The sequence below is a fragment of the Curtobacterium sp. 314Chir4.1 genome, from assembly GCF_900215175.1.
GTDB lineage: Bacteria > Actinomycetota > Actinomycetes > Actinomycetales > Microbacteriaceae > Curtobacterium > Curtobacterium pusillum_A.
On record NZ_OCMI01000002.1, the window covers coordinates 174,111 to 197,062 of the forward strand.

Below are 22,952 nucleotides of genomic sequence, written 5' to 3' on the forward strand. Positions count from 1 at the left end.
CCCGATCGGTGTCCGCGCCACCCTGCGCGAACCGACCGGTGTCCGCCGTCCGGCTGACCGCTGCGCTCCCCTCGAGCGCTCCCCCACGGAGTCCCCTCACCCCATGTCCGCCGCACCGGCACCCGCAACCCCGAAGACCGCCGGCAATCCGCGCTCCCGCGTCGTGATCGCCAGCCTCGTCGGCACCTCCATCGAGTTCTACGACTTCTACGTCTACGCGACGGCCGCGGTCCTCGTCTTCCCGACGCTGTTCTTCCCCAACGAGGACCCGACGGCCTCGCAGCTGTCCTCGTTCGTGACCTTCGCCCTCGCGTTCTTCGCGCGCCCCGTCGGCTCGGTCCTCTTCGGCCACTTCGGTGACCGCGTCGGCCGCAAGGCGACCCTCGTCGCGTCCCTGCTCGTGATGGGCACGGCCACGTTCCTGATCGGCTGCCTGCCGACGTTCGACTCGATCGGCATCTGGGCACCGGTCCTGCTCGCGGTGATGCGCTTCGCACAGGGCGTCGGCCTCGGCGGAGAGTGGTCCGGCGCGGCGCTGCTCGCGACGGAGAACGCCCCGAAGGGCAAGCGCGGCGTGTTCGGCTCGATGCCGCAGCTCGGCGCCCCGATCGGCTTCCTGCTCGCCAACGGCCTGTTCATCGCGATCAACGCGGCGATGCCGGCCGGTGCCGACGGCACCCCGAACCCGGACTTCCAGGCCTGGGGCTGGCGGCTGCCGTTCCTGCTCTCGGCGGTCCTCGTGATCGTCGGCCTCTACGTGCGCTTCAAGCTCGTCGAGTCCCCCGTGTTCCGCGGCGTCCAGGAGTCCGGCACGGTCGCGAAGATCCCGCTCGGCCGGGTGTTCCGCACCTCGTGGAAGGCGCTCATCGTCGGCACCTTCGGCATGGTCGCGACCTACGTGCTCTTCTACTTCATGACGACGTTCACGCTGTCGTACGGCACGACGGGTGCCGAGGCGGGGCCGCTCGTCCCGAAGATCGGGCTCGGCTACACCCGCGGCGAGTTCCTGACGCTGCTCATGATCGGCGTCGTGTTCTTCGGCATCTTCACCCCGGTCGCCGGCATGCTCGCCGACAAGTTCGGGCGTCGTCGCACCCTCATCCCCACGACCGTCGGCATCGCACTGTTCGGCCTGACGTTCCAGTTCTGGTTCGCGGCGTCGACCGGTCCGATCACCGTCGTCACCTTCCTCATCGTGGGGCTGTCGCTGATGGGGCTGACGTTCGGTCCGATGGGCGCCCTGCTGCCGGAGCTGTTCCCGACGAACGTCCGCTACACGGGTTCGGCGATCGCGTACAACGTCGCTTCGATCCTCGGTGCCTCGCTCGCGCCGACGATCGCGCTGGCGCTGTGGAAGCCGGACGGGAACATCTTCATGGTCGGCCTGTACCTGACGATCGCAGCCGTGGTCACCCTCGTCGCGCTCCTGTTCGTCCGCGAGACGAAGAGCGCGGGCCTCGACGAGGCGGACCGGTCCGGCACGCCGGACGCGGCCCCTGCGGGGGCTCGCGCCTGACGCGACCCCTGTCCGGACTGGAGGCGCGGTGCCAGCTGGCACCGCGCCTCCAGTCCGTCTGTGGTCGGGTTCCGTTCCGATCTGCCGAGCCGGAACGACGATGTCGATGTCGTACGACGTCGGAGTCGTCGTTCCGAGTCCGAACGTCAACTCAGGTTGACACGTGTCGGCGCGTCAATGTAGGTTGACACGCATGGACCGACCGACCATCACGAGCCTCGCCGCGGGGGCAGCGGGGGACGACCCGTTCTCCGCCCTGGCCAGCGTGCGCGAGCTCCGCCGTGAACTCGACCGGACCGAGGAACTCGCCGCCCGTCGTGCCCGGAACGCCGGCGCCTCGTGGCAGGAGATCGCGACGCTGCTCGGCGTCAGTCGACAGGCAGTGCACAAGAAGTACGGCAGAAACTAGGAACACGATGAGCTCCCCCTTCGCGCGACCCAAGAAGACCGACGGCCCCCGCGCCAGCTTCGGCCGGCTGCTGGGCTACCTGTTCGAGAACAAGCCCGCGATGGTCGTGATCATCGTGCTGAGCATCCTCGGCGCGGGTGCGTCCCTCGCCCAGCCGCTGCTCGTGAACCAGGTGGTCACGGCGGTGCAGCACGGCAACACGCTCAGCATGCTCGTGTGGGCCCTCGTCGCCCTGGTGCTCGTGTCCGGCGTCCTGAACGGCGTCCAGCACTTCCTGCTCCAGCGCGCGGGTGAGGGCGTGGTCCTCTCCACCCGTCGCAAGCTCATCGCCCGCATCCTCAACCTGCCGATCTCCGAGTTCGACACGCGTCGCACCGGCGACCTCGTGTCCCGGGTCGGCAGCGACACCACGCTGCTCCGCGCGGTGCTCACGCAGGGGCTCATCGAGTCGATCGGCGGCGCCCTCACCTTCATCGGCGCGGTCATCGCGATGGCGATCATCGACCCGCTGCTGCTCGGCATCACGGTCGTCATCGTGCTCGTCGCCATCGTCGTCGTCGGTGGGCTGAGCCGCCGCATCCGCATCGCGTCGAAGAAGGCGCAGGAGAAGGTCGGCGACCTCACCGCCGCGGTCGAGCGCGGCATCGGCGCCGTCCGCACCATCCGCGCCGCGGGTGCGACGGAGCGCGAGGTGCAGGAGGTCGACGGCCACGCCACCGAGGCCTACAAGCGCGGCCTCGACATCGCGAGGATGTCGGCGTTCGTCGTCCCGGTCGCGAGCATCGTCATGCAGGTGGCGTTCATCGCCGTGCTCGGCGTCGGCGGCGCGCAGGTCGCCGCCGGAACGATCACGATCGCCACCCTCATCACGTTCATCCTGCTGCTCTTCATGATGATCATGCCGCTCGGCCAGGCGATGGGCGCGGTCGTCGCCGTCGCCCAGGCGCTCGGTGCCCTCGGACGCATCGAAGAGATCCTGCACCTGCCGACCGAGGCCCAGGACGACGGCGCGGTGCGCGTCGCCGCCGCGGTCGAGTCCGACGACGCCATCACGTTCGAGCACGTGTCGTTCCGGTACGACGGTCCCGCCGACGGGCCTGGAGGCACGGATCCCCTCCCCGAGACCGCCGACGCCGAGCAGGCGGTGCTGCACGACGTCTCCTTCCGGGTGCCGCGCGGATCGCGGGTCGCCCTGGTGGGGCCGTCCGGTGCGGGCAAGTCGACGACGTTGGCGCTCATCGAGCGGTTCTACGACCCGACCGACGGCGTGATCCGGCTCGGCGGCGTCGACGTCCGTGGGCTGGACCGGGCCGAGCTCCGCGCCCAGATCGGCTACGTGGAGCAGGACGCCCCGGTGCTGGCCGGCACCATCCGGGCGAACCTGCTGCTCGGGTCACCGAACGCGACCGAGGACGACTGCGTCCGCGTCCTCGAGGCGGTCAACCTCGGCGAGGTCCTGCACCGCGACCCGCGCGGCCTCGACGCCCAGGTCGGCGAGGACGGCGTCATGCTCTCCGGTGGTGAGCGGCAGCGTCTGGCGATCGCCCGCGCGCTGCTCGCCGCTCCCCCGATCCTGCTGCTCGACGAGTCCACGTCGTCGCTCGACGGCGTGAACGAGCAGAAGATGCGGCTCGCGATCGACGCCGTGGCCGAGGACCGCACGTTGCTCGTGATCGCGCACCGGCTGTCCACAGTGGTCGACTCTGACGTGATCGTCGTGCTCGAGCACGGCCGGGTCGTCGGGGTCGGCACGCACTCCGAGCTCGTCGAGTCCACGCCGCTGTACCGCGACCTGGCGAAGCACCAGCTCCTGGTCTGACGCCGGGCCGGTTGCCGCTCAGGCGGCGAAGGGGTCTGGTGTCAAGACATAGACGCTCTCGAGGTACTCCTCGATCCCCTCGTGGGACCCCTCGCGGCCGAGGCCGGAGGACTTCACGCCGCCGAACGGGAACGCGGCGTTCGACACGACGGCGGTGTTGAGCCCGAGCATCCCCGTCTCGAGGCGCTCGGCCAGCCGCTGCCCGCGGGCGAAGTCCGACGTGTACGCGTACGCGATCAGCCCGAACTCGGTGTCGTTCGCGAGCCGGATCCCTTCTTCCTCGGTGGTGAATCGTGTGATCGACACCACCGGGCCGAAGATCTCCGTCGTGAGGATGTCCGACCCGGGCTGCACGTCGTCGAGGACCGTCGGTGCGTAGTACGTCCCCGGGCGGTCGACGCGCTGCCCGCCGGTGACGAGTCGGGCTCCGCGGGCGACGGCGTCGTCGACGAGTCGAGCGGCCTTGTCCACCGCACGGTCGTCGATGAGCGGCCCCATCGTGGTGCCCTCCTCGCTCCCCCGGCCGATCCGGAACTCGTCGACCTTCGCGGTGAGCGCTGCGGTGAAGGCGTCGGCGATGCCCTCCTGCACGAAGAACCGGTTCGCGGCGGTGCAGGCCTCGCCGACGTTGCGGAACTTCGCGAGCATCGCGGCCGTGACCGCGGTGTCGAGGTCGGCGTCGTCGAACACCAGGAGCGGGGCGTTGCCGCCGAGCTCCATGCTGGTCTTGAGGACGTTGTCGGCGGCCTGCTTCAGGAGCGCCGAGCCGACGGGCGTCGATCCCGTGAAGGTCAGCTTCCGGAGCCGGCGATCGGCGATGATCGGCTCGGACAACCCCTTCGCGTCGAGGGACGGCACCACGTTGAGGACCCCGTCCGGCAGGCCGGCACGACGGAACAGCTCGACGAGGAACAGCGTCGTGAGCGGCGTGAGCTCGGCCGGCTTCACGACGACGGTGCACCCGGCCGCGAGCGCCGGGCCGATCTTCCGGGTCGCCATCGCGAGCGGGAAGTTCCACGGGGTGATCGCGTACACCGGGCCGACCGGACGCTTCAGCACGATCGCACGGCCGGTGCCCTCCGGGTTGGTGCGGTAGTCGCCACCGATGCGGACGGCCTCCTCGGAGAACCAGCGGAGGAACTCACCGCCGTAGGTGACCTCGCCACGGGCCTCGGCGAGGGGCTTCCCCATCTCCAGCGTCATGAGCGCTGCCAGGTCCTCGGCGTGCTCCCGCACCAGGTCGAACGCAGCGCGGAGCAGGTCGGAGCGCTGCCGCGGCGGGGTGGCGGCCCACGAGTCCTGCGCGGCGACGGCGGCGTCGAGCGCGGCGATGCCGTCCGCGGGGGTGGCGTCCGCGACCTCCGCGAGCACCTCGCCCGTCGAGGGATCGCGCACGGGGAAGGTCGCGCCACCGGAGGCAGCCCGCCAGCGCCCGCCGATGAACAGGCCGGTCGGCACCCCCTCGACCGAGACGTTGTCGTCGGCGACCGTCGTGGTCAGGGCGGTGGTGGGTGTGGTGGTGTCCGTCACAGTACTGCTCCTCCGGGGTTCGCCAACCCCTCGTCCATGTCGCTGTGGTCGACGTGCCCGCCGGCCGTGCGGATCTCGTCCAGTGCCCGGGCGCTCCGGTCCGCGTCCACGCCGGCGACCAGGTCGTCGAACACCGCGACGTCGTACCCGGCCGCCAGTGCATCGAGGGCCGTCGCGCGGACGCAGTGGTCGGTGGCGAGGCCGATGACGTCGACCGTCGTCACGTGGTGCTCGGCGAGGAGTCCGGGCAGCAGGACGCCGCCATCGGTCCGGGCCTGGAACGCCGAGTAGTCCGGGGTCCCCTGGCCCTTGAACACGTCGACGTCGACGTACTCGGTGTCAAGCTCCGGGTGGTACTCGGCCCCGGGCGTGCCAGCGACGCAGTGCACGGGCCACGTGGTCACGAAGTCCGGACCCTCGGGACCGGCGAAGTGCCCGCCGTTGTCGTCGTCGCCGTGGTGCCAGTCGCGGGAGCCCACCACGAGGTCGTACTCGTCCTCGGCGTGGCGGTGGAGGAACGCCGAGATGCGGGCGGCGAGCTCCGCCCCGCCGGCGACCGCGAGGGCGCCGTCCTCGGTGAAGTCGTTCTGGACGTCGACGATGAGCAGTGCCCTGGCCATGGGGTCATCCAACACCCGACGGCTCAGGAACCGGTGAGCTTGCTCCCGCACGAGTAGGTGGCAGCCGTGACCGCGTCGAGTGCCGGGAGCGCCGCCGCACGCGAGGACCCGATGGCGTAGAACGCGAACGTCAGGCGGGTGCCGTCCGCGGCGTCGATGTAGCCACCGAGGGTGTTCGCGCTGTCGATCCAGCCGGTCTTCGCGTGCACCTTGCCCCGGGCGACGGCGTTGGCACCGGTGAACCGGCTGGCGAGCGTGCCGGACTGTCCGGACACCGGCAGGGCGTTCGCGAGCGTCCCGAGGCCCTTCGCACCGGCCTGCACCTGCACCATGAGGTGGGCGACGAAGTTCGGCGACACGGCGTTCGCGGCGCTCTCGCCCGAACCGTCCTTGATGACGATGCCGGACGGGTCGACGCCGTACGACCTCAGTGCCGTCTGGTACACGGACGTCAAGGACGCCGCGGAGCCGTTCGAGCCGGACTCCTTCGACGACACCCGCGCGAGCATCTCGGCGAGCGTGTTGTCGGAGTTCGGGATCATCTGCCCGATGAGCGTCGACACCGGCTGCGACGACACGGTGGCGATCGTGTCGGAGCTCGTCGTGGCCCGCTTCACGATCTGCGCGTTGGCCGCACCGGCGACCCCGGCGTTCGCGAGCGCCGTGCGGAACAGTGCCCCGGCCCGGCCGACCGGGTCGGTCGAGCGCGGCGAGGTCGCGGCACCGGGGTTCGCCCGGTCGCCGTCGACCATGAGCGCCGTGACGTTCGGCTGGTAGCCGATCGTCCGCTCGCTGACGGGCCAGGTCGGGTCCCAGGCGTCGGCGTCGTTCCAGTACGTGTCGTCCGTGACGATCGTCGTCACCGGGGTGCTGCCGAGCTTCGCCTTCACCTGCTGGGCGAGCTGGCCGAGCGTCGGCGCCCCCGGGTAGACGGTCGCCCCACCGGCCGACAGGGTGGCGTCGCCGTGGCCGACGAGCGCGATCGCGCCGCCGGACTCCTTCGTCACGGTCGTCGGGATGCGGTGGTCGCCGCCGAGCACGGCGAGCGCGGTCGCCGTCGTCAGGGTCTTCATGACGCTGCCGGTCTGCGCGGCCTTGTCACCGTTGCGTGAGAACAGGACCTCGCCCGTCTTCGCGTTCATCACGTACCCCTCGAACGCACCGAGTCCGCTCGCCGACGCAGCGGCTGAGATCGTGCAGGTGCGGAGGGCGGACGGGCCGGCAGCGTCCTTCGGCACCGCCCGGCCCGCGGGGGTCGGGGTGCTCGTCGGCGCCGCCGTCGTCGTCGCGGACGGGCTGGCCGTGGCCGACGCGTCCGCCACCGCGCGCTCGGACGCCCGGGGCGTCGGCATCGTGGCCGCGGCGACGGCGACCGCTCCCCCGGATCCGAGCACGAGGACGGCCGCCAGACCACCGGCGATCCAGGGCACCGGTCGACGGGCGACGGAGGCGCGGACCACGGCGGCCGCGTCGCGGAGGCGATCCGGGACGGAGCGCGGTGAGGGCTGCTGGTCGGACATCGCGAACGATCCTACGGAACTGCGGGAGGAGCCTCCAGGCCTGATCCGAAGTCAGCGGCCGTCGGCCGCGTACCGGACCCCGACCTGCCGCCGTGCCTCGTCCATGAGCGCCATGATCGCGATGGTCTCCTCGGGGTCCATCGGACCGCCCTCGTGGGTGCCGGAGGTGACCATCGACTCGAATGCCCGCACCTCGTGCGCGTAGCCGGTGAGTTCCTCGCGCCCGTCGAACTCCTCGACGACCGCGCCGTCGCGGTCACGGAGCCGCCAGGTCGTCGGGGTGAACCACGTGGAGTCGAGGTCGATCCGGCCGTCCTCGCCGATCACCGACGCCGTGTTCGGACTGCGGAGGTCGAGGCCGAAGTGCAGCATCGACTGCGAGCCGCCCTCGTGCGTGAGCACCAGTCCCATCTGCGTGTCGACGCCCTGCTCGCTCAGTGTGCCAGCGGCCACCACCGCCGTCGGGACGCCCAGCACGTCGACCGCGAAGGAGATCGGGTAGATGCCGAGGTCGAGCATCGCGCCGCCGCCGAGCGCGGGGTCGTTCAACCGGTGCGCGGGGTCGCTCGGCAGCGCCTGGTGGTGCGTCGCCTCGACGAGTCGGACCCGCCCGATGCGCCCCTCGCTGACGAGCTCGCGGATCATCGACATCTGCGGGAGGAAGCGCGTCCACATCGCCTCCATGACGGCGACGTCCGCCCGGCGGGCGGCGTCGACGACCCGACGGGCCTCGTCCGCCGTGATCGTGAAGGCCTTCTCGACGAGGACGTGCTTGCCGGCCTCGATCGCGAGCAGGGCGTCCTCGGCGTGCCGGGAGTGCGGCGTTGCCACGTACACGGCGTCGACCTCGTCGTCGGCGACGAGGTCCTCGTAGGAACCGTGCGCCCGCGGGATCCCGAACTCCGCCGCGAACGACTCGGCACTCGCCTGCGTCCGGCTGCCGACCGCGACGAACTCGATGCCCGCGGCGGTGCAATCGCCCACGAAGGAGCGTGCGATGCCGCCCGTGCCGATGACTCCCCAGCGAACCGTCATGCGTCCTGTCTACCAGCGCTGCCCCGCGCCACACCGCTGTCCGTCTGCAGCACTTTGCTATGGACTCCACGGTCGATTGCCAGCTAGCGTGCTGCCACGCCCCTCGAACGGGGGCGTCCCCTCCCCGAGAAGGTATCCATGCGCCGATCCGTCCTGTCCGTCGTCGCCACCAGCGCGGCGATCGTCCTCACCTCCACCCTCGTCGGCACCACCCCGGCGAACGCGCACGGATGGGGGTCGCCAGGACACTCGCCGGGCCACTCGACCGACGCCGGTCTGACGCCGCGGACGCACTTCACGATGGCGGCCGACGGGTCCTCCGGCGCCACCCAGGGCGGCGAGGGGATCCCGAACATCGACTCCGTCAAGAAGACCATCGCAACGTACTACGGCGACCCCGGCACAGGCCTCGCGAACCGCACCGACTCCCCCTACATCCGCGAGATGCGGTCGATCGTCGCGCGGCAGAGCGCCGGACTGCAGCGCATCCACGACGCCGCCGTCCGCCACGGCGAGAAGCCGGCCATCGTGCTCGACGCCGACGACACCACCCTGTGGACCTACGACATGGAGGTCGCGGACATGCACTTCGTCTTCGACCCGGCCCGGCAGGACGAGTGGGTGCAGGACGAGCGCTTCGCCGCCACCCCCTCGATGGTCGGGTTCGTCAACCGCGCCTCGGCCATGGGCTTCACCGTCTTCGGGCTGACCGGGCGGAACGACGACCAGAAGGCCGCGACCGTCCAGAACCTGTCGAAGGTCGGCTACACCGCCTTCACGCAGGACCGGTTCTTCACCAAGTGGACGGGCAAGGGCACCTCGCAGCAGCCGTCGTACATCACCTGCGCTGCCGCGAGCTGCACCACCGTCGAGTACAAGGCCCTCACGCGCAAGCACATCGAGCAGGACCTCGGCTACGACATCACCCTCAACATCGGTGACCAGTGGAGCGACCTGCAGGGCGGGTACGCCGACCGTTCGGTGAAGCTGCCGAACCCCACCTACTACCTTCCTTCTGCGGACCTGCCCGGCGTGTCCGAGCCCCGGCTGACGCCGCGCACGCAGTTCACGATGGCGGCCGACGGGTCCTCCGGTGCGACGCAGAGCGGTGAGGGCATCCCGAACATCGACTCCGTCAAGAAGACCATCGCCACGTACTACGGCGACCCCGGCACCGGCCTCGCGAACCGCACCGACTCCCCCTACATCCGCGAGATGCGCAGCATCGTGACCCGCCAGGCTCCCGTCGTCGCCGCCCAGTGCGCCGTCGGACGGAAGCTGCACCGCAACCCCGCGATCGTCCTCGACGCCGACGACACCACCCTGTGGACCTACGACATGGAGGTCGCGGACATGCACTTCGTCTTCGACCCCGCCCGCCAGGACGAGTGGGTCCAGGACGAGCGATTCCCGGCCACCCCGCCGATGACCTCGCTCGTGTCCGTCGCCCAGCGCTCGGGCTGCACGATCATCGGCCTCACCGGACGGAACGACGACCAGAAGACCGCGACGATCGAGAACCTCCGGAACGTCGGGTACCCGCAGTTCGCCGCCACCCAGCGCGGCGTGCAGACGTACTACACGAAGTGGACCGGCGTCGGGACCTCGCAGCAGCCGTCGTACGTGACCTGCGCCACGGCGAAGTGCACCACGGTCGAGTACAAGTCGCAGACGCGGGCGCACATCGAGTCGCGTGCCGGCGGCCGCTTCGACGTCGTCGCCAACTTCGGTGACCAGTACAGCGACCTGCTCGGCGGGTCGGCGGACCGCAGTATGAAGCTGCCGAACCCGACGTACTACCTGCCCTGAGGCACGGCCCGCTCGGACGCGGACGCCCCCGGTCGGGTTGCTCGGACCGTCCGCGGCGCATGCCCCGGAACGAACGAAGCCCCCACGAGCGATCTCGTGGGGGCTTCGTCGTCGTCGACGGGCAGACCGCCGCTCGGCTCCGTCGTCGTGCCGTCGGTCAGCTAGCTGCTGACTGCTAGCTGCTCGCGGCGAGGAGCGGCGCGAGCAGTGCGGCACCGATCGTGCTGTAGATGATGCAGTCCGTCGGGTTGTCGACGCAGTACTGGTTCGCGGACTTGTGCGCCCGCTTCACGCGCGCGACGAAGTCCGCCCAGGTCTTCGTGTGGCGCAGATCGATCTGGACGACCACCTTGCCGCTCTTCGAGATCCGGTAGATGCCGCCGTCGCACTTCGAGGGGCTGGTCTTGCTCGTGTACTGGATGGGGGCACCGCCGCCGTTGAAGCACGCGTAGTTCGTGCTGCCCGCGGCGTTGGCCGCGGTCGGGACCGCTCCGGCTCCCCCGGCGATGATCGCGATCGATGCGGCCGCCATCGCGACCCTGGTCCGTATCTTCATTCGTCCCCTACCCCTCTGCCAGCGGAATCGCTGACCCGGTGACGAAGGTAGTTCCGGGCGGTACCGGATGCGTCAGCCCTTCGGACGACCCGCACCGGCCGGTTCGACAGGTGCGGTGGTCGATCGACCACCGTCCCGCTGTCCGATCGGCCAGGATCACCGGTGTCGGCGTGCCCACCCCGACGAGCACGGGTGCACCCGGCAACGCGAAGAAGCCCCGGTCGAACATGCGAGAAGCATGTCTGACCGGGGCTTTCGTGGAGCCGCCTGTCGGAATCGAACCGACGACCTATTCATTACGAGTGAATCGCTCTGCCGACTGAGCTAAGGCGGCGGACGCTCCGTTGCCGGAGCGGCACGGGTCACAACTATACAGGTTCAGACGAGCGAACGCGAAACCAGCGCGTCGAGGTCAGCGAACGACCGCTCGAGCTCGTCGACCAGGTGCGTGTCCGAACCGGCGTCCGACCACTCCCACCAGGCGTGCCGCAACGCTGCGAGGGCGACGAGCGACGCCAGGCGGGCCCGGCGGCGCAGTGCGACGGGCTCGGTGGTGGTGCCCGCGCCCTCGAGCCGGGCGACCACGGCACGCTCGATCTCGGCCTGGAACTCCTTCATCGACTCCATGCGCCGACTGAACAGCTCGGGCGCGGCGCGGAGCACCTGCTGCCGTTCCTCGATGAGCCCGCGCTCCTCGATGAGTTCGCGGGTCGAGTGCACGAGCAGCGACCCGAGGTCGGCCAGCAGGTCACCCTTCGGCCCACCCGCGACGAAGTCCGCGAGCGCGGCATCGTCGGGCAGGGTCGGGTCGTCCCCGAGGATCGCGCCCTCCTTGTTCGGGAAGTAGTTGAAGAACGTCCGCGGAGAGACGTCGGCGCGGCGTGAGATCTCGTCGACGGTCACCGCCGCGAGGCCGTCCTCGATCGCGATGCGGAGCGCGGCCTGCTGGATCGCGAGTCGGGTGGCGCGGCGCTTCCGCTCGCGCAGGCCGGGTTCTGCGTCGGACATGCGGCGATTGTCCCACGCGCGGCCGTGCAACATGGCGGGGCACGTCACAGGGTGGGACCGGCCTGGAGGCGCGGCGCGGTCCCGCATCGCTAGGCCCGTCACGCACGTGGTTGCGTGCACGGCACGTGGCCGGCTCGACGGCGTCTGATCGCCATGCGGCGGGCGCAACGTGCGAGGCTCCGCGCATGGTGCGAGACGCTTCCGCTCGCACACTCGCGCGGGCCTCGCACGATGCGGACGACGCAGCGTGATGCGGTCAGCGCCTCGCGCGGGAGATGGTCACGAGGAGCGCCTCGAGCGCGAGGAGCGCCGCGACGTTGGCCGCGATCCGCTGCCGGGCGAGCGCGATGGCGTCGAGGACCTCGAGCGCAGCGGCCGGCGGCACCGACTGCAGCGCGTGGTCGAGGTGCTCGCGCATCGCGACGTTGACCGGCTCGGCGGGCGCCCCCAGGCCGAGCAGCAGCAGGTCGCGGTACAGCGAGGAGACGTCCACCAGGATGCGGTCCAGGCCGTCCCGGAGGCTCCGGGTCGCCCGACGCTTCTGGTCCTCCTCGAGCACCCGCAACTGCGAGCGGAGCGCCGGCGGGATGGTGCCGCCCGGCTCGATGCCGAGGGACCGGAGTGCCGCGTCGCGTTCCTCGGAGTCACGCTGCTGCGTGATCGCCTTGGCGTCCTCGTCGGCGACGGCGAGCAGGTCCGCGGCGGCCATCACGGCGTCGCCGACGGTCCGGACGCCGAGCACCGTCGTGAGGGTGCGACGCCGACGGTCGCGGGCGTCCTCGCTCGTGGCCAGCCGCTGCGCCATACCGATGTGGCTCTGCGCCTGCCGGGCGGCGTCCATCGCGAGGGCACGGTCGACACCGGTGCGCGCGACGAGGAGGTCGGCGACCGACTCGATGCCGGGGACCCGCAGGCGCACCGAGCGGACCCGGGAGCGGATCGTCGGCAGCAGGTCGGCCTCGCTCGGGGCGCAGAGGATCCACACGGTGCGCTCCGGGGGTTCCTCGAGCGCCTTGAGCAGCAGGTTCGAGGTGCGCTCGGTCATGCGGTCGGCGTCCTCGATGATCACCACGCGGTACCGCCCGACGGACGGCGAGTAGTGCGAGGACGTGACGAGCTGCCGGATCTCGTCGATCGTGATGATGACCCGCTGCGTGGTGAGCACCGAGACGTCGGGGTGGGTCTTCGCGGTGATCTGCTGCAGGGTGTGGTCGTCGTCGGGGCCGTTGCCGACGAGCGCGGCCGCGAACGCCGACGCGACGTTCGACCGTCCGGACCCGGGCGGACCCGTGATGAGCCACGAGTGCGTCATGCCGCCCGTGCCGTCGGGCGACTCGGCGGCGTTCCGCAGCGAGGCGACTGCCTCTTCCTGCCCGGTCAGGCCGTCCCACACGCTCACGTGGTCATCCTGCCAGTCGCCACCGTCATGCCTCGACGATCCCCACCAGCGGCGCCACAGCGGTGCGGATCGCGCGCTGCACCTCGTCGGCCGGTGCTGCCGCGTCGACGACCAGGAACCGCTCCGGCTCGGCGGCCGCCATGTCCAGGAACGCACGGCGGACCGTCTCGTGGAACGCCTCGGCCTCGGCCTCGAGCCGGTCGAACGTGTCGCCGCGCGCCGCCGCGACCCGGGCACGACCGACGGTCACGTCGAGGTCGAGCAGGATCGTGAGGTCCGGGGTGAGTCCGTCCGACGCCCAGTCGGACACCGAGCGGATGTGCTCGGCGCCGAGGCCCCGGGCGACGCCCTGGTACGCGACCGACGAGTCGATGTAGCGGTCCTGCAGGACGACGTCTCCGCGCGCGATCGCCGGCCGGACGAGCGTCTCGACGTGGTGCGCACGGTCGGCGGCGTAGAGCAGGGCCTCGGCGCGGGGTGCCACGTGCCCGCGCTCGTGCAGCACGATCTCGCGGATGCGCACCCCGAGGTCGGTGCCGCCGGGTTCACGGGTACGGACCACCGTGCTGCCGTGCTCCTCGAGCCACGCCGTCAGGAGCTCCGCCTGCGTGGTCTTCCCCGCGCCGTCGCCGCCCTCGAGCGTGATGAACCGACCGGTCACTTCTTCTTGGCCGCCGGCTTCCGGGCCGGTGCCTTCTTCTTCACCGGGCCCTTGGCTCGCTTGTCCGCGATGAGCTGCACGGCGCGGGCGTGGTCGACGGCCTCGACGTCCTCGCCGCGCGGGATCGTCGCGTTCGTCTCACCGTCGGTGACGTAGGGCCCGAACCGGCCGTCCTTCATCTTGATCGGCTTGCCGGACACCGGGTCGGCGTCGAACTCCTTGAGCGCGGCGCTCGCGGCACGGCGTCCGCCGTACTTCGGCTGCGCGAACAGTTCGAGGGCACCGGGCAGGTCGATGTCGAAGATCGCGTCCTCGCTCGGCAGGGTCCTGGTGTCGGTGCCCTTCTTCAGGTACGGGCCGTAGCGACCGTTCTGCGCCGTGATGTCGTCGCCGGACTCCGGGTCCTTGCCCACCGTGCGGGGCAGGTCGAGCAGCTTGAGAGCCGTCTCGAGGTCGACCGTCTGGGGGTCCATGGACTTGAAGAGCGACGCGGTGCGCTCCTTCGGTGCAGCGGCCTTCTTCGTGGTCTTCTTCGCCGGGGCCTTCTTGGCGGCCGTCTTCGTCCCGGCGGCCTTCGCAGTGGTCGTCTCGGCCTCGGCGGCAGCGGGTGCCGCGGCGGCCTCGAGGACCTCGCCGGTGGTCGGGTCGACGGCGGGCTCCGGCTCCGGGGTGCGCTCGGTCACGTACGGACCGAACCGGCCGTCCTTCGCGAGGACCTCCTTCCCGGATTCCGGGTTGATGCCGACGACACGGTCACCGAGCACCGGTGCGTCCACGAGCTCGCGCGCCTTCTCGGCGGTGAGTTCGTCGGGCGCGAGGTCCTCCGGCACGTTGACGCGGCGGGGCTTCTCGGGGTCGTCGCTCGGGACCTCGATGTACGGGCCGTACCGGCCGATGCGCAGCGTCAGGCCCGGAGCGAGTTCGACGGAGTTGATCTCGCGCGCGTCGATCTCCCCGAGGTTGTCGATGACCGTGCGGAGACCGCGTTGGTCGCCACCACCGAAGTAGAAGCCCTTGAGCCAGTCCACCCGGTCGGCGTCGCCGTTCGCGATCTTGTCGAGGTCGGCTTCCATGTCGGCCGTGAACTGGTACTGCACGAGGTCACCGAAGTAGTCCTCGAGCAGCCGGACCACGCTGAACGCGATCCAGTTCGGCACGAGCTGGGTGCCGCGCAGCGAGACGTAGCCACGGTCGATGATCGTCGGGCTGATCGTCGGGAAGGTGGACGGACGCCCGATGTCGAGGTCCTCCAGCGTCTTGATCAGGCTCGCCTCGGTGTAGCGCGGCGGGGGCGTGGTGTCGTGCCCCTTGGCGACCACGTCGTCGACACCGAGGTGCTCGCCCTCCTTGACGTCCGGCAGGGCGACGTCGTTGCCCGAGCGGTCCGAGGACTCGTGGCGGTCCTCGTCCTTGCCTTCTTCGTAGGCGTTGAGGAACCCGCGGAAGGTGATCACGGTTCCGGAGGCGGTGAACTCCGCGTCGGTGCCCTTCGAGGTCGACGCGATGCCCTCGACCGACTCGTCCGACGTGATGCCGAGCACGATCGACGCCGTCGATCCCTTGGCGTCGGCCATCTGGGAGGCGATGGTGCGCTTCCAGATGAGGTCGTAGAGCCGCCACTCGACACCGGTCAGGGTGCCCTCGAGCTGCGACGGGGTGCGGAACGTGTCGCCAGCGGGACGGATCGCCTCGTGGGCTTCCTGGGCGTTCTTGCTCTTGCTCGCGTAGACGCGCGGCTTGTCCGGCACGGTCGCTGCGCCGTAGAGGTCGGCGGCCTGCTTCCGGGCGGCGTCGAGCGCCTGCTTGGAGAGGTTGACCGAGTCGGTACGGATGTAGGTGATGTAGCCGTTCTCGTACAGCGTCTGTGCGGCACGGGCGGTCTGCCTCGGCGAGAGGCGGAGCTTGCGGGCGGCCTCCTGCTGCATGGTCGACGTCGTGAACGGCGCGGCCGGACGCCGGGTGTACGGCTTCGACTCGACGCTCCGGACGGTGGCGTCACCGGCGCGTTCGAGGACCGTGGTCAGCGCGGCGGCGGCGGCTTCGTCGAGGCGGACGGCGTCGCCCTTCAGCGCGCCGCGGTCGTCGAAGTCACGGCCGGAGGCGACACGCGTGCCCTGCACCCGGGCGAGCCGGGCGGTGAAGGCGGCGTCGCCCTCCTTCTCGAACCGGGCGCTCAGGTCCCAGTAGTTCGCGGACACGAACGCGAGACGCTCGCGCTCACGCTCGACCACGAGGCGGGTCGCAGCGGACTGCACGCGACCGGCCGAGAGGCCGGGGCCGATCTTCCGCCAGAGCACGGGCGAGACCTCGTACCCGTACAGCCGGTCGAGGATGCGGCGGGTCTCCTGCGCGTCGACGAGGGCGGTGTCGAGCTCTCGGGTGGCTTCCTGCGCGCGCTGGATCGCCTCCTTCGTGATCTCGTGGAAGACCATGCGCTTGACGGGCACCTTGGGCTTGAGGACCTGGAGCAGGTGCCACGCGATGGCCTCACCCTCGCGGTCCTCATCAGTTGCGAGGTAGAGCTCGTCGGCGTCCTTCAGTGCCCGCTTGAGCTCGGCGACCGTCTTCTTCTTGGCGTCGGACACGACGTAGTAGGGCTCGAAGCCGTTGTCGACGTCGACCGAGAACTTGCCGAGGGAGCCCTTCTTGAGCTCGGCGGGCAGGTTCTTGGGCTCGACGAGGTCCCGGATGTGTCCGACGGACGCCTGGACCTCGTATCCGTCCCCGAGGTATTGCGCGATCGTCTTGGCCTTCGCGGGGCTCTCGACGATGACGAGCTTCTTCGTGCCTGGCACGTGTCTCCTTGATCGATGGTGCGCGTCGGCCCTGGACGACGAGCGCGTCCGGGTCGACCGGGGCACCGGTGACCGGGGGCCGACAGCCACACCATACACATAGAGTTCTGGCCGGTCGTCCGCCGGACCGGCGACCGCGACTGCGCCCACGGCGAACGGTCCGCCGCGGACGAGGACCCGGAGCCGCGCGGTCGCCGCCGCGGTCCGGCAGCTGTCGACGGCCGCACGGTGCGCCGTCGCCACAAGCGCCGCGAGGACGCAGGGGTCGCCCGGGACGAGCCCCACGACGGACGCCGCGGCAGCCAGGGCGGCTGCGTCGGCTGCCGCCTGCGCGCGGACCGTCGCGACCCGGAGCCCTGCTGCGGCGAGCGCCCCGGCGACGATGAGGAACGCCACCGCGACCACCGCCGTGACCACGATGGTCGCGGACCCGCTGTCGGACGCGGCCGAGCGGAGTGCTCGTCGGGCCGGGCTCATCGTCCACCGTCCGCAGCACACCCGGTCGCCCGCAACGGGACGAGGGAGAACGGACCGGTGCCGGCACGCGCGGCCTCGACGCACACGACGTCGTCGCCGCGCCGGACGGTCACAGCGGCGCCGGGCGCGATCCGGTCGAGCACGCTGCGACCGGCGCTCTCGTCGCCGCGCCCGATCGCCCGGGCAGCCGTCGCCGCCGCGAGCTGCAGCCGACCGAGTCCGTCGACGACGAGCACGGCGGCGACCAACGAGGTCAGCACGAGGACGACGACGGGGAGCACGACCGCGAACTCGACGCTCACGGACCCGCGCTCCCCGCTCCCGGCGGGCCGGTCAGAGGGAGAGTGCGCCACGGACCAGCTCGGTGAGGATCGACTGGACCTCGCCGGAGCGCATCACCGCGACGAGGACCCCGGCGAAGGCGACCGCTGCGAGGATGACGACGGCGTACTCCGCCGTGGCCGAGCCGCGGTCGTCCCGCAGTCGGTGCCGGAGTCGCGCCCCCAGCCTCGAGCGGTGGGTGGTGGGTGTGTCGGTCATGGTTCCGTCCTTCCTGGTGCGATGGCTCCAGCATCGTGACCGGTGGGTGCCCGTCGCGGCCCGCGGACCGGATCTGTGGACGGTCACCCGCCGTCGACGACGGTGGAGGAGAGGACCCCGACGACGACGGGGACGACCCCGACGAGCACGAACGCCGGGAGCACGCACACGCCGAGCGGCAGGACCAGACGGACGGCCAGGCGTTCGGCGGCCTCGAGCCCGGCGGCGGCGGCGTCGTCGCGGACGTCCTCGGCAGCGGCTCGGAGCAGTGCCGCCGCGGGGACGCCGGCGCGCTGGGCCAGCCCGAGGACCTCGCGGAGTCGCTCTTCTTCTCTTCGGCGCGCCTGCGAGGGGACGGTCGACACGGGCGGACCGAACGCCGCCTGCACGGCACGACCACCGGCAGCCCACGACCCGCCCCCGGCCACCGCGACGGCCCAGGCGTCGAGGAGGATGCCCGGCACGCGTCCGTCCGGGGTCGCTCGACGGACCAGTCGCGCCGTCCACGTCCGTCCGAGCACGACGAGGACCGCTGCGAGGACGCAGCACGTCCAGCCGATCGGCGTGCCGACGAGGACCTGCACCGCTCCGGCGCCCCACGTCGACCCGAGCAGCAGGCCGAACGCCGGCAGCGCGAGCACCACCCGGGCGCTCGCGCGCGGCCCGGCGAGCGCGACGCGGACGGCGCGGTCCGAGGCCGCGGAGCGTCGGAGCGCTCGGGCGAGTGCACGGAGCGTGGTGGCCACGGGTGCGCCGGTGTGCTCGGCGACGCGCAGCACGGCCCGGACGTCGTCCCAGGCCGGTGTACCGCTCCGCGGGAGACCGCCCGCCAGCTCCCAGGCGCGTGGCGGCGGCACGCCGGCCGCGACGAGGGTCGCGACGCGGTCCACCGTGCGGGCGTCGTCCGCGGCGTCGCGCGGCCGTGGACCCGGACGCCTGGTCACCGTGGGCGGTCCACCGGACGCACGTCGAGCCTCCCGTCCGCACCGACCCGGAGCGACCCCACTGCCCCGAGCCGGCGACGTCCGCCGCGGCGCTCCACGTGCAGGACGAGGTCGAACGCACTCACGGCCTGCCGGGCGAGGGCGTCGGGCCCGAGCCCGGCGAGGGCGCCGAGCGCTTCGAGCCGGGCGGCGACGTCTGCGAGTCCGTTCGCGTGCACGGTCCCGGCGCCGCCGTCGTGCCCGGTGTTGAGCGCCGACAGGAGTTCCCGGACCTCGGCGCCCCGGCACTCCCCCACCACGATGCGGTCCGGGCGCATGCGCAGGGCCTCCCGCACGAGGCGTTCGAGACCGAGCGCACCGGTTCCTTCGGCGTTGGCCTGCCGGGCCTCGAGTCGGACCACGTGCGGGTGGTCGATGCGGAGTTCGGCGACGTCCTCGATCGTCACGATCCGCTCGTCGTGCGGCACCGCGCCCAGCATCGCGGCGAGCATCGTCGTCTTGCCGCTGCCGGTCGCCCCCGTGACGAGCACGTTGCGGCGCGTCTCGACGGCGTGTTCGACCACCGACCGAGGGACGCGGGCGAAGGTGCCGGACCGTTCGAGGGACGACAGGGTCGACGGCCCGGGGCGTGGCAGTCGGATGGACACGGCGGTGCCGCCGACCGACACGGGTGCGAGCACGACGTGGACGCGGATGCCGTCACCGTGCCGGACATCGGCGCAGGGCGTGGTCTCGTCGACGTGCCGGCCACCCCGCGCGACGAGCTCCGTCGCGAGCTCCCGGACGCGGCCCTCGGGGAGCTCGGGTCCGTCACGCTCGAGTCCGTTCCCCCGATCGACCCAGGTGCCCGTGCCGCCGATCACGAGCACGTCCGTGACGGCGGCGTCGCCGACCAGTGCGGCGAGTTCCTCGAAGTCGGCTGCGGACACGGCGCGGCGTCGCGTCGGGGGTGCGGTGCCGGGAAGGAACGGGGCGTGGGCCCGGTGTCGGTGCATGGAAGGAGACAGTAGGAACTGCACGCAGGAAAGACCGCGTTCGTGCACCATCGGTGGAGAGGACTGCCGTGTACACACCAGCGGACCGTTTTGTACCCCGAAGCACAACCCCGTACCCCGCTCGGTGTCTGCTGCCCAACCGGGGCCGGAGCGCGGAGGAGCGGGGTCACCGGCAGTTGGCGAACGCAACAAACCGGACGCGCGGCGACGGTCGAGTGCATGCAAGAGCATGGACAGGTCTGTCCACTGTTCGGCGTCCCCGTGCGGATCGAGGCAGATCGGTGTGGTGCCGGGTGACCGTGGATGGCTGGTCCGAGTCCGGAAAACAGAAGAGGCGGCACCGGTTGGGGGGAACAGGTGCCGCCTTGACATCGGTGGATTGGGGGGAATCCGAACCGTTGCCGCCGGAAACGAGTCCAGCGGGATCTACTGTACCCCACGATCACCCCTGCTCGGCAACCCCCGACACGACTTCCGGGCGCGCCGGTCCCGGTGGACGGGAACGCGCGCAGCCTGCACCCCCGGCGGACGCGCCCGCGCGAGGCCCGCCACCCCCGACGACACGCGACCGCACCGGCCCCAGCCCGAGGGGTATTCTCCGACTGCACCCCTGCCGCAACGACGCGAAAGGACATCGATGTCCGCTCCGACCCAGACCGATCCCCGCCACGACGGAGGCCGCGACGACCCCGCGACCTTCCCGCCGTCGCCCGAGTTCGTCGCCGACGCGGTGGCCGGTGCCGACCTCCACGAGGCCGCGGCATCCGACCGCGAGGCGTTCTGGGCCGAGCAGTCCCGCACCCTGCTCGACTGGCGCACACCGTTCACGCAGACCCTCGACTGGTCCGGCGCCCCGTTCGCGAAGTGGTTCGCCGACGGCACGCTCAACGTCGCCGAGAACTGCCTCGACCGCCACGTCCGTGCCGGCAACGGCGACCGCGTGGCGATCCACTTCGAAGGAGCTCCCGGCGACACCCGGCGGATCACGTACGCCGAGCTCACCGCCGAGGTCCAGCGCGCCGCGAACATGCTCACCGACCTCGGCGTCGGGCACGGCGACCGCGTCGTGGTCTACCTCCCGCTCATCCCCGAGGCCGTCGTGACGATGCTCGCGGTCGCACGGATCGGCGCGGTGCACTCCGTAGTGTTCGGCGGGTTCAGCGCCGAGAGCCTCCGCGCCCGCATCGAGGACGCCGGCGCGAAGCTCGTCGTCACGGCCGACGGCGGCTGGCGGCGCGGCGCGGTCTCGGCGCTCAAGCCCGCCGTCGACGAAGCCCTCGAGGGCGACGGCACCGGCAGCGTCGAGCACGTGCTGGTCGTCAAGCGCGGCGGCAACGAGATCGCCTGGAACGACCGAGACCTCTGGTGGCACGACGAGCTCGCGAAGGCCGCGCCCGAGCACACCCCCGAGGCGTTCCCCGCCGAGAACCCGCTCTTCATCCTGTACACCTCGGGGACGACCGGGAAGCCGAAGGGCATCGTGCACACCTCCGGCGGCTACCTGACCCAGGCGGCGTACACGCACAAGAACGTGTTCGACATGCACCCGGAGAAGGACGTCTACTGGTGCACGGCCGACATCGGCTGGATCACCGGGCACTCCTACGTCGTCTACGGCCCGCTCGCGAACGGCGTCACGCAGGTCCTGTACGAGGGAACCCCGGACGAGCCGAAGCCCGGCCGCTGGTGGGACCTCGTCGACGCGTACGGCGTGACGGTCCTCTACACGGCACCGACCGCGGTGCGCGCCGCCATGAAGGCCGGGCGCGAGATCCCGGAGGCCCGCAGCCTCGAGACCCTCCGCCTGCTCGGCAGCGTCGGCGAGCCGATCAACCCCGAGGCCTGGAACTGGTACCGGCAGGTCATCGGCCACGACCGCACGCCGATCGTCGACACGTGGTGGCAGACGGAGACCGGCGCGATCATGATCTCCGCCCTGCCCGGGGTCACGAAGCTCAAGCCCGGTGCCGCGCAGACACCCCTGCCCGGCATCGTCGCGGAGATCGTCGACGACGACGGCAACCGTGCTGACCCCGGTGAGAGCGGCTACCTCACCATCACGGAACCGTGGCCGTCGATGGCACGCGGCATCTGGGGCGACCCGGACCGGTTCGTCGAGACGTACTGGTCGCGGTTCCCGGGCCGGTACTTCGCGGGCGACGGCGCGCGGCTCGACGGCCAGGGCGACATCTGGATCCAGGGCCGCGTCGACGACGTCATGAACGTCTCCGGACACCGCCTGTCGACGGCGGAGATCGAGTCCGCACTCGTCGGGCACGAGGGCGTCGCCGAGGCGGCCGTCGTCGGTGCCGCCGACGAGACCACGGGACAGGCGGTCGTCGCGTACGTCATCCTGACCGCCGAGGCAGCAGCCGACGTCGACCGCGACTCGGCGGCGACGGAGCTCCGCAACTGGGTCGGCAAGCGGATCGGCGCGATCGCGAAGCCACGCCAGGTCGTGATCGTCCCGGAGTTGCCGAAGACGCGCTCCGGCAAGATCATGCGACGGCTGCTCCGCGACGCGGCCGAGGGCCGCCGGATCGGTGACACGACGACGCTGGCCGACCCGACGATCATGGCGACCATCTCGGAACTCATGTAGCGGGAACGACGCGAGCCGCGCCTCCAGTCGGTCCGGACTGGAGGCGCGGCTCGCGTGACGCGCGCTGCTGACGGTCCGTCAGTCGGTGAGTTCCACCACCAGCTCGACCTCGACCGGTGCGTCCAGCGGGAGCACTGCGACGCCCACCGCGCTGCGCGCGTGGACGCCGGCGTCGCCGAAGACCTCACCGACGAGGGTGGAGGCGCCGTTCGCGACGCCCGGTTGGCCGGTGAAGGACGGGTCGCTCGCGACGAAGACCGTCACCTTGACGACGCGCGCGACGCGGTCGAGCGAGCCGGCGACGGACTGCACGGCCGCGAGGGCGTTCAGCGCCGCGGTCCGGGCCTCGCCCGTCGCGGTCTCGGCGTCGACCGTCGCGCCGACCTTGCCCGTCACGGGCAGTGCGCCGTCGACGAACGGCAGCTGGCCGGCCGTGTACACGTACCCGCCGGTGACGACGGCCGGGACGTAGGCGGCGACCGGGGCGGCCACCGCCGGGATCGTCAGGCCGAGTTCGACGAGCCGCTCCGCGACGCTCACGCGTCGGCCTTCGGGCGCTTCAGGTAGGCCACCAGGCCGCCCTCCGGGCCGGTGACGACCTGGACCAGCTCCCAGCCCTCGTCCCCGAAGTTGTTGAGGATCGCGGTGGTGTTGTGGATGAGCAGTGGGGCGGTGAAGTATTCCCAGCGAGTCATGGAGATCCTTGCCAGCCTTTCA

At 71.4% G+C, this 22,952-nt stretch carries 20 protein-coding genes and 1 tRNA gene; 5 read left to right on the forward strand and 16 right to left on the reverse strand.

What is annotated here, in order from left to right; genetic code table 11:
- Window positions 1-103: 103 nt before the first annotated feature.
- The 3 genes from CRP27_RS05765 (at window position 104) to CRP27_RS05775 (ending at window position 3,744) form a co-directional block, all read left to right on the forward strand.
- Window positions 104-1,516: an MFS transporter gene (locus tag CRP27_RS05765; RefSeq protein WP_097179795.1), complete on the forward strand. Its 1,413-nt coding sequence runs from the start codon at window positions 104-106 to the stop codon at window positions 1,514-1,516.
- Between the two features lie 193 nt (window positions 1,517-1,709).
- Complete coding sequence (locus tag CRP27_RS05770; protein ID WP_022907338.1) at window positions 1,710-1,925, forward strand: hypothetical protein; 216 nt, start codon at window positions 1,710-1,712, stop codon at window positions 1,923-1,925.
- Between the two features lie 7 nt (window positions 1,926-1,932).
- The gene (locus tag CRP27_RS05775) at window positions 1,933-3,744 is read left to right on the forward strand and encodes an ABC transporter ATP-binding protein (protein WP_097179796.1); all 1,812 of its coding nucleotides are present in this window, start codon (window positions 1,933-1,935) and stop codon (window positions 3,742-3,744) included.
- 18 nt (window positions 3,745-3,762) lie between these two features.
- Here the strand turns inward: CRP27_RS05775 and CRP27_RS05780 are convergent, their stop codons facing one another.
- From CRP27_RS05780 to CRP27_RS05795, 4 genes are read right to left on the reverse strand one after another with little or no spacing between them, the layout of a single operon-like run.
- Entirely contained in the window at window positions 3,763-5,244 is a 1,482-nt protein-coding gene (locus CRP27_RS05780; protein WP_097180305.1) for an NAD-dependent succinate-semialdehyde dehydrogenase, read from the reverse strand.
- Window positions 5,245-5,270: 26 nt separating this feature from the next.
- Complete coding sequence (locus tag CRP27_RS05785; RefSeq protein WP_097179797.1) at window positions 5,271-5,894, reverse strand: isochorismatase family protein; 624 nt, start codon at window positions 5,892-5,894, stop codon at window positions 5,271-5,273.
- A gap of 23 nt (window positions 5,895-5,917) precedes the next feature.
- Window positions 5,918-7,414 carry a D-alanyl-D-alanine carboxypeptidase/D-alanyl-D-alanine-endopeptidase gene (gene dacB, locus CRP27_RS05790; RefSeq protein ID WP_097179798.1) on the reverse strand — a complete coding sequence of 499 codons (1,497 nt, stop codon included), beginning with the start codon at window positions 7,412-7,414 and terminating at the stop codon, window positions 5,918-5,920.
- 51 nt (window positions 7,415-7,465) lie between these two features.
- Complete coding sequence (locus CRP27_RS05795) at window positions 7,466-8,449, reverse strand: Gfo/Idh/MocA family protein (RefSeq protein ID WP_097179799.1); 984 nt, start codon at window positions 8,447-8,449, stop codon at window positions 7,466-7,468.
- A 138-nt stretch (window positions 8,450-8,587) separates the two neighbouring features.
- Between CRP27_RS05795 and CRP27_RS05800 the strand changes: the two genes are divergently transcribed.
- Window positions 8,588-10,258: an HAD family acid phosphatase gene (locus tag CRP27_RS05800; RefSeq protein WP_097179800.1), complete on the forward strand. Its 1,671-nt coding sequence runs from the start codon at window positions 8,588-8,590 to the stop codon at window positions 10,256-10,258.
- A gap of 175 nt (window positions 10,259-10,433) precedes the next feature.
- Here CRP27_RS05800 and CRP27_RS05805 read toward each other — a convergent pair whose 3' ends face one another.
- The 10 genes from CRP27_RS05805 to CRP27_RS05850 all read right to left on the reverse strand — a co-directional run bounded on the left by CRP27_RS05805 (window position 10,434) and on the right by CRP27_RS05850 (window position 19,633).
- The gene (locus CRP27_RS05805) at window positions 10,434-10,814 is read right to left on the reverse strand and encodes a hypothetical protein (RefSeq protein ID WP_141399699.1); all 381 of its coding nucleotides are present in this window, start codon (window positions 10,812-10,814) and stop codon (window positions 10,434-10,436) included.
- A 258-nt stretch (window positions 10,815-11,072) separates the two neighbouring features.
- A tRNA-Thr gene (locus CRP27_RS05810) sits at window positions 11,073-11,148 on the reverse strand.
- 44 nt (window positions 11,149-11,192) lie between these two features.
- Window positions 11,193-11,822 carry a TetR/AcrR family transcriptional regulator gene (locus CRP27_RS05815; protein WP_097179802.1) on the reverse strand — a complete coding sequence of 210 codons (630 nt, stop codon included), beginning with the start codon at window positions 11,820-11,822 and terminating at the stop codon, window positions 11,193-11,195.
- Between the two features lie 256 nt (window positions 11,823-12,078).
- Window positions 12,079-13,221, reverse strand: coding sequence for a DNA polymerase III subunit delta' (locus tag CRP27_RS05820; protein ID WP_097179803.1), 1,143 nt, complete (start codon window positions 13,219-13,221; stop codon window positions 12,079-12,081).
- Between the two features lie 25 nt (window positions 13,222-13,246).
- A complete protein-coding gene (tmk, locus tag CRP27_RS05825) occupies window positions 13,247-13,882 on the reverse strand; it encodes a dTMP kinase (protein WP_097179804.1) in 636 nt (211 codons plus the stop codon).
- Complete coding sequence (topA, locus tag CRP27_RS05830) at window positions 13,879-16,677, reverse strand: type I DNA topoisomerase (RefSeq protein WP_097180306.1); 2,799 nt, start codon at window positions 16,675-16,677, stop codon at window positions 13,879-13,881. Before topA ends, tmk begins: the two co-directional genes overlap by 4 nt.
- Window positions 16,678-17,150: 473 nt before the next feature.
- Window positions 17,151-17,456, reverse strand: coding sequence for a TadE family type IV pilus minor pilin (locus CRP27_RS05835; protein WP_176505482.1), 306 nt, complete (start codon window positions 17,454-17,456; stop codon window positions 17,151-17,153).
- A 31-nt stretch (window positions 17,457-17,487) separates the two neighbouring features.
- Window positions 17,488-17,694 carry a DUF4244 domain-containing protein gene (locus CRP27_RS05840; protein ID WP_255257456.1) on the reverse strand — a complete coding sequence of 69 codons (207 nt, stop codon included), beginning with the start codon at window positions 17,692-17,694 and terminating at the stop codon, window positions 17,488-17,490.
- 83 nt (window positions 17,695-17,777) lie between these two features.
- Window positions 17,778-18,638 (reverse strand): type II secretion system F family protein, encoded by an 861-nt coding sequence (locus CRP27_RS05845; protein WP_097179806.1) that lies wholly within the window; start codon window positions 18,636-18,638, stop codon window positions 17,778-17,780.
- Window positions 18,635-19,633, reverse strand: a complete 999-nt coding sequence (locus CRP27_RS05850) for a TadA family conjugal transfer-associated ATPase (protein ID WP_097179807.1) — start codon at window positions 19,631-19,633, stop codon at window positions 18,635-18,637. The genes CRP27_RS05845 and CRP27_RS05850 overlap by 4 nt, the downstream gene beginning before the upstream one ends.
- A gap of 637 nt (window positions 19,634-20,270) precedes the next feature.
- Between CRP27_RS05850 and acs the strand changes: the two genes are divergently transcribed.
- A complete protein-coding gene (acs, locus tag CRP27_RS05855; protein WP_097179808.1) occupies window positions 20,271-22,235 on the forward strand; it encodes an acetate--CoA ligase in 1,965 nt (654 codons plus the stop codon).
- Between the two features lie 78 nt (window positions 22,236-22,313).
- Here acs and CRP27_RS05860 read toward each other — a convergent pair whose 3' ends face one another.
- Together CRP27_RS05860 and CRP27_RS18165 are read right to left on the reverse strand one after the other, a co-directional pair.
- Window positions 22,314-22,775: a RidA family protein gene (locus tag CRP27_RS05860; RefSeq protein ID WP_097179809.1), complete on the reverse strand. Its 462-nt coding sequence runs from the start codon at window positions 22,773-22,775 to the stop codon at window positions 22,314-22,316.
- A complete protein-coding gene (locus CRP27_RS18165) occupies window positions 22,772-22,930 on the reverse strand; it encodes a hypothetical protein (RefSeq protein ID WP_167590892.1) in 159 nt (52 codons plus the stop codon). Before CRP27_RS18165 ends, CRP27_RS05860 begins: the two co-directional genes overlap by 4 nt.
- Between the last annotated feature and the right edge of the window lie 22 nt (window positions 22,931-22,952).

Excerpts from the sequence above, each read along its gene's own strand:
- CRP27_RS05815 (WP_097179802.1), bottom strand. The coding sequence starts at position 11,822 with ATGTCCGACGCAGAACCCGGCCTGCGCGAGCGGAAGCGCCGCGCCACC.
- CRP27_RS05795 (WP_097179799.1), bottom strand. The coding sequence starts at position 8,449 with ATGACGGTTCGCTGGGGAGTCATCGGCACGGGCGGCATCGCACGCTCC.
- CRP27_RS05765 (WP_097179795.1), top strand. The coding sequence starts at position 104 with ATGTCCGCCGCACCGGCACCCGCAACCCCGAAGACCGCCGGCAATCCG.
- CRP27_RS05800 (WP_097179800.1), top strand. The coding sequence starts at position 8,588 with ATGCGCCGATCCGTCCTGTCCGTCGTCGCCACCAGCGCGGCGATCGTC.
- CRP27_RS18165 (WP_167590892.1), bottom strand. The coding sequence starts at position 22,930 with ATGACTCGCTGGGAATACTTCACCGCCCCACTGCTCATCCACAACACC.
- CRP27_RS05785 (WP_097179797.1), bottom strand. The coding sequence starts at position 5,894 with ATGGCCAGGGCACTGCTCATCGTCGACGTCCAGAACGACTTCACCGAG.
- CRP27_RS05770 (WP_022907338.1), top strand. The coding sequence starts at position 1,710 with ATGGACCGACCGACCATCACGAGCCTCGCCGCGGGGGCAGCGGGGGAC.
- acs (WP_097179808.1), top strand. The coding sequence starts at position 20,271 with ATGTCCGCTCCGACCCAGACCGATCCCCGCCACGACGGAGGCCGCGAC.
- CRP27_RS05805 (WP_141399699.1), bottom strand. The coding sequence starts at position 10,814 with ATGAAGATACGGACCAGGGTCGCGATGGCGGCCGCATCGATCGCGATC.
- CRP27_RS05775 (WP_097179796.1), top strand. The coding sequence starts at position 1,933 with ATGAGCTCCCCCTTCGCGCGACCCAAGAAGACCGACGGCCCCCGCGCC.
- CRP27_RS05840 (WP_255257456.1), bottom strand. The coding sequence starts at position 17,694 with ATGACCGACACACCCACCACCCACCGCTCGAGGCTGGGGGCGCGACTC.
- dacB (WP_097179798.1), bottom strand. The coding sequence starts at position 7,414 with ATGTCCGACCAGCAGCCCTCACCGCGCTCCGTCCCGGATCGCCTCCGC.
- CRP27_RS05850 (WP_097179807.1), bottom strand. The coding sequence starts at position 19,633 with ATGCACCGACACCGGGCCCACGCCCCGTTCCTTCCCGGCACCGCACCC.